Genomic DNA, 5,624 nt, shown 5'->3' on the forward strand with positions numbered 1-5,624 from the left:
GATGCTCGACATCCTCGACCTGCGCGCCGTCTGGCCCAAGCTCGAAGGCGTCACGGCCAACGACGACAACACGGTCACGTTCAAGCTCAAGCAGGTGGACGCTGGCCTGATCTACCAGATCGTCCAGACCTATGTGGTCCCCGAGCACGTCTGGTCCGGCGTTGCCGACCCGGTCACCTTCACCAATCCCAAGCCGGTCGGCTCGGGTCCGCTGACCGAAATCCGCCGCTTCACGCCGCAGGAATATATCCAGTGCCGCAACCCCAACTATTGGGACAATGCGGAACTCGAAGTCGACTGCATGCGCATGCCGCAGGTGTCGAACAACGACCAGGTGCTGACCATGGCCGCCAATGGCGAGCTCGACTGGTTCGGTTCGTTCCTGCCCGATATCGAGCGCACCTATCTCGCCGGTGACCCCGATCACCGCGGCTACTGGTTCCCGGCCGGCTCGCCGGTCTACTTCTCGCTCAACATGGAAAGCGAGGATCCGGGCCTCAAGGAAGCCTTCAACGACGTCAACTTCCGCCGGGCCTTCTCCATGGCTATGGACCGCCAGGCCATGGTCGATATCGCCGGCTACGGCTATCCGACCGCCAACGAATATGCCTCGGGCCTCGGCCAGGCCTATGACGTGTGGAACAATGTCGAAGCGGAAGCCGAATATGGCCACTTCGCCCAGTTCGACATCGAAGCGGCGAAGGCGCTGCTGGCTGACTCCGGCTATTCCGACAAGGACGGCGACGGCTTCCTTGAAAGCCCGAGCGGCCTGCCGATCGCGCTTGAAATCATCGTGCCCAACGGCTGGACCGACTGGGTGAACACGGTGCAGCTGGCCGTCGAAGGTCTGGCTGAAGTGGGCATCAATGCCTCGATGGCGACCCCGGAAAGCCCGGCCTGGACCGACGCGCTGATCTCGGGCAAGTACGAAGCCGCGCTCAATGCCGTTTCGACCGGCGTCAGCCCCCACTTCTTCCTCGATTCCTCGCTCCACTCGCGCAATATCGGGCAGAACCGCTTTGCCTCCTCGCGCTATGTGAACCCCGAGCTCGACGCGGCGCTCGATGCCTTCAACGCCACGACCAATCCGGATGAACAGCGCACCGCCATGCACCAGGTGCTGGCCCTGATCGCTGCCGACATGCCGCTGATCAACGTGTTCAACAACCCCCTCTGGTACGAGTACAACACGACCCGTTTCACCGGCTTCTTCAATGCCGACAATCCGGTCGCCCGTCCGGTGGTCTATTCCGGCGTGCCGGAACGTCTGCTGCACCTGCTGGCTCTCTCCCCGGTCAAGTAATCCCTTGAAGAAAGGCGGCGCGGCTTCGGCTGCGCCGTCTTGCCCTTTTGGAGAGTGCGATGAACTTCGTTATCCGCCGGATAGCCTTCTATCTCGTGGCCTTCCTCGTGGCGGCTACCATCAATTTCGCCTTGCCCCGGCTAATGCCCGGCAATCCCATCGACGTCATGTTCGCTCAGCAGAACAGCACCCTGACGCCGGAAGCGCGCAATGCCCTGATCGAAACCTTCGGCTTCGCCTCGGGCCCGCTGCACCAGCAGTTCTTCGACTATATGAAGTCGGTCTTTACCGGTGACCTCGGCTATTCCATCCGCTTCTATCCCCAGAAGGTGAACCAGGTTCTGGCCTATGCACTGCCCTGGACGCTGCTGCTCGCGGGGACCGCGACACTGCTCGCTTTCTGCGTCGGCTCGGTTATCGGCACCTTTGCCGCCTGGCGCCGCGGGGGCATGTTCGATGCGGTGGTGACCCCGGTTTCGCTGGCTCTTCAGGCGACCCCAGCCGTGGTGATTGCGCTTACCGCGCTCTTCATCTTCGGCGTGGCGCTCAAATGGCTGCCAACCGGCTATGCCTTTGCGCCGGCCCTGGACCCCGCCTGGAGTTTTGAATTTTTTGGCAGCGTGGCTCTCCATGGGCTGATGCCCATCTGCTCGCTGATGATCGTCTTTGTCGGCGGCTATCTCGTCACCATGCGCAACAACATGATCGGCCAATTGGGCGAGGATCATGTGACCATGGGCCTTGCCAAGGGGCTTTCGGACCGTCGCGTGCAGCTCAACTATGCCGCGCGCAATGCGCTGCTGCCGTCGGTGACATCGCTCGGCCTGACGCTGGGCGCGATCCTTGGCGGTTCGCTCGTGACGGAGGTGGTGTTCAATTATCCCGGCCTCGGCCAGACCCTCTATATCGGCATCGTCACGCGCGACTATCCGCTGATCCAGGGGCAGTTGCTGATCATGACCTTTGCGACCCTGCTCGCGAACCTGGCCGTCGATCTCCTCTACGTCTTCCTCGATCCACGCCTGCGGAAGGCCTGAGACCCATGTTCGAGACACTCAAAGTTTTTCTGCGTAACAAGAAGGCCCTGATCGGCCTCATCATTGTGCTCTTCTATGTTGCCGTGGCCATTTTCGGGCCCATGCTGCTCAATCTCGATCCGATGCAGCGCGTCGGCCGGCCCCATCAGCCGCCCAACCCCGAAGAATGGCTCGGCACCACCCGCATGGGGCGCGATGTCTTCGCCCAGCTCATCTATGGAACGCGCACCTCGTTGGCGGTGGGCTTTTTTGCCGGCATCATCATCGTGCTGATCGGCACGGTGCTTGGCATTGCCGCCGGCTATTTCGGCGGCTGGATCGACGAGGTCATCTCGTTTTTCACCAATGTGGTATTGGTCATTCCGCAATTGCCGCTGCTCCTGGTCATTGCCGCCTTCATGGGGCAGACCAATCCTGCCGTCATTGCCATCATCATTGGCATGACCTCATGGGCATGGGGCGCGCGCGTTACCCGCTCGCAAACCCTGACCCTGCGCAATCGCGAATATATCCTCGCCTCCGAACTCATCGGGGAGCGGCCAACACGGATGATCTTCGTCGAGCTGCTGCCCAACCTGCTCTCGATCATCGGCTTCAATTTCATCGGCTCGGTGACCTATACGATCATCACCCAGGCAACGTTGGAATTTCTGGGCCTCGGCAATCCGATGTCGGTTTCCTGGGGCACCATGCTCTACCACGCGCAAAATGCCTCTGCGATTACCGTGGGCGCCTGGTGGGAAGTGCTGGTGCCTGCTTTGGCTGTGGCCGGTATCGGGGTCGGCTTGTCGCTGCTCAATTTCGGTGTCGACGAAATTTCCAATCCTCGTCTCAGGACCCTGGGCACCGTGGCCGCCGCTATCAAGGCGCAGAAGAAAATCGACCAGCAGCGTCTGGCGGAGGTCAAGCCATGACCGACAAACTGCTCGATGTGCGCGGGCTCAAGGTCGACTTCCTGACCGCCCATGGTCTCTTTACCGCGGTGAAGGGCGTTGATTTCAGCATTGGTCGCGGCGAAGTGCTGGGGCTGGCGGGGGAATCGGGATCGGGCAAGAGCACGATCGCCCTGGCACTGATGCGTCTTCACCGGCCACCGGCCATTATTTCGGAAGGTTCCATCACGCTCGATGGCGAGGATGTGCTCGCCATGTCGCCGGAGCGCCTGAGGAAGTGGCGCTGGTCGAGCGTTTCCATGGTGTTCCAGAGCGCCATGAATTCGCTCAATCCGGTGCTGACGATCTTCGAGCAGTTCCGCGACGTGATCGTGCGCCATACGGGCGTGTCGACGGCGGAAGCGCGGGCGCGGGCCAGCGAATTGCTGGCGCTGATCGGCATTCCGCAGAGCCGGCTCGATGATTATCCGCACCAGCTGTCTGGCGGCATGCGCCAGCGCGTGGTTCTGGCCATCGCCCTGGCGCTCGAACCGAAACTGATCATCATGGATGAGCCGACGACGGCGCTCGACGTGGTGGTGCAGCGCGAAATCTTGCAGGAAATCGTCGAGCTGAAGCGCAAATTCGGCTTCTCGATCCTCTTCATCACCCATGACCTGGCACTGATGGGGCAGTTCGCCGACCGCATCGCCATCATGCTCGAGGGGAAGCTGGTGGAGGTGGCGCCATCGGCCGAGCTGATCGCCAATCCGCAACATGACTATACCAGGCGGCTCTGGTCCTCCATGCCGCTGCTGACAAGGGATTGAGGCCATGCAGCAGATTGTTTCCGAACTGCTTCGGATCGAGGGCGCGACCAAGATCTTTCACATGAAGCCCATGCTGGGGGCTGCCCACGAAGTGGTGGCGCTCAACAATATCTCGCTCTCCATCCGGCCCGGCAAGGCGCTGGCCGTGGTGGGCGAGAGTGGCTCGGGCAAATCGACACTCGGCCGGGCGGTGGCGCGGCTTTTCCAGCTGTCCTCAGGCAGCATTTCCTTCAAGGGGCGGGACATTGCCGGCATGCGCTCGCGTGCGGACAAACTCGATTATCTGCGCAGCGTGCAGATGGTGTTTCAGGACCCGTTCTCGGCGCTCAATCCCGCGCACACGATCCGGCACCATCTGGAACGGCCGCTGATGCTCCATCGGAAGCTGCGGGGTACGGACCTCGGCAAGGCGGTGGAAGAGGTCTGCGCCGATGTGGAGCTCGATCCCAAGGTGACGCTCGAAAAGTATCCGCACGAGCTTTCGGGCGGGCAGCGTCAGCGCGTCAATCTCGCGCGGGCCTTGGCGGTGGGTGCGGAGCTGATCATTGCCGACGAGCCGACCTCCATGCTCGACGTGTCAATCCGGCGTTCCGTGCTCGACCTGATGCGGCGGATGAAGGAGACGCGTTCGATCACCTTCCTCTATATCACCCACGATATCGCGACGGCGCAGTTCATCGCCGACGACATCGCCATCATGTATGCGGGGCAGGTGGTGGAATGGGGGCCGCCGAACCTGGTGATCTCCAATCCGCAGCACCCCTATACAAAGCTCCTGCTCTCGGCCGTGCCGGACCCCAAGGTCAAACTCGACGGCACCGGGGCGCGCTCGTTTGCGAGCGAGGCGCAGGCCGTGCGGGCGCTGGCGCGCAAGGTTGTCAACACCATCGAGGAAGTGCAGCCCGGCCACTTTGTGCGCAGGATCGAGGCGTGAGCGAAACCGCGCTTATTATCGCGCGCGTCACCGCGGCGCTGCGCGCGCTGAACCTGCCCGGGGCCGTGATCGGCCTCGGGGGCGCCCATGCCAAGGGGCTCGAAGACGCGTTCTCGGACGTCGATTTTTATGTCTTTGCCGAGGGCTGGCCGGAGCCTGCGGCGCTGGTGCGCCATGTGGGCGAGGTGCTGCCCGATGCGACCGGGCTCAGGGGTTGGGCCGGGGACGGCGAGTGCGGCGTCGACTTCTGTCTCCTGGGCGAGGTGGTGGAAATCTGGTTCCGGCAATCGGCGCCGGTGTTCGAGGCCGCCGAACGGGCGCTGGGCGGGGCGGTGGAGCGCGAGGATCGCGTCTGGACGCCCAATGGGTTTTATCGCTTTGCTGCCCTGTCGGACCTCACCTCGATGCAGGTGCTTTTCTGCGATAGCCCAGGCTTTGAAGTGGCGCTGACGCGGCTCAGGGACTATCCCGAGCCGCTGCGGCAGGCGGTCTTTGGAGAGGGCATGCGGGCGTTAAATTTCTGGCGCGGCAATGTGCATCTCGAAACCGCGATCGAGCGGGCGGATGGCTATTACCTGCAGTCGATCTTCCATCAGGTGCGGGCGGGGTTGATCCAGTCCGCCTTTGCCGCGAACCGCAAATACTTCC

At 62.4% G+C, this 5,624-nt stretch carries 6 protein-coding genes; all 6 read left to right on the forward strand.

Translation table 11 applies throughout. The features are described from left to right. Positions 1-1,303 (forward strand): ABC transporter substrate-binding protein (locus tag J0I64_RS04275; RefSeq protein ID WP_291406370.1); only part of this gene is annotated, 1,303 nt, incomplete at its 5' end. Between the two features lie 59 nt (positions 1,304-1,362). Continuing rightward, positions 1,363-2,340 carry an ABC transporter permease gene (locus J0I64_RS04280; RefSeq protein ID WP_291406371.1) on the forward strand — a complete coding sequence of 326 codons (978 nt, stop codon included), beginning with the start codon at positions 1,363-1,365 and terminating at the stop codon, positions 2,338-2,340. 5 nt (positions 2,341-2,345) lie between these two features. Next, complete coding sequence (locus tag J0I64_RS04285) at positions 2,346-3,254, forward strand: ABC transporter permease (RefSeq protein WP_291406372.1); 909 nt, start codon at positions 2,346-2,348, stop codon at positions 3,252-3,254. Then, complete coding sequence (locus J0I64_RS04290; protein WP_291406373.1) at positions 3,251-4,042, forward strand: ABC transporter ATP-binding protein; 792 nt, start codon at positions 3,251-3,253, stop codon at positions 4,040-4,042. Before J0I64_RS04285 ends, J0I64_RS04290 begins: the two co-directional genes overlap by 4 nt. Positions 4,043-4,046: 4 nt before the next feature. After that, on the forward strand, positions 4,047-4,976 hold the full coding sequence (locus tag J0I64_RS04295) for an ATP-binding cassette domain-containing protein (RefSeq protein WP_291406374.1): 930 nt from the start codon (positions 4,047-4,049) through the stop codon (positions 4,974-4,976). Continuing rightward, the coding region (locus J0I64_RS04300) for a hypothetical protein (protein WP_291406375.1) at positions 4,973-5,624 on the forward strand (652 nt) is incomplete at its 3' end. The genes J0I64_RS04295 and J0I64_RS04300, both read left to right, overlap by 4 nt.

This window comes from Devosia sp. (genome assembly GCF_017307565.1).
Lineage (GTDB): Bacteria > Pseudomonadota > Alphaproteobacteria > Rhizobiales > Devosiaceae > Devosia.

What these genes read in the sequence shown, in the direction of transcription:
- J0I64_RS04280 (WP_291406371.1), top strand. Translation starts at nt 1,363, where the DNA reads ATGAACTTCGTTATCCGCCGGATAGCCTTCTATCTCGTGGCCTTCCTC.
- J0I64_RS04295 (WP_291406374.1), top strand. Translation starts at nt 4,047, where the DNA reads ATGCAGCAGATTGTTTCCGAACTGCTTCGGATCGAGGGCGCGACCAAG.
- J0I64_RS04285 (WP_291406372.1), top strand. Translation starts at nt 2,346, where the DNA reads ATGTTCGAGACACTCAAAGTTTTTCTGCGTAACAAGAAGGCCCTGATC.
- J0I64_RS04290 (WP_291406373.1), top strand. Translation starts at nt 3,251, where the DNA reads ATGACCGACAAACTGCTCGATGTGCGCGGGCTCAAGGTCGACTTCCTG.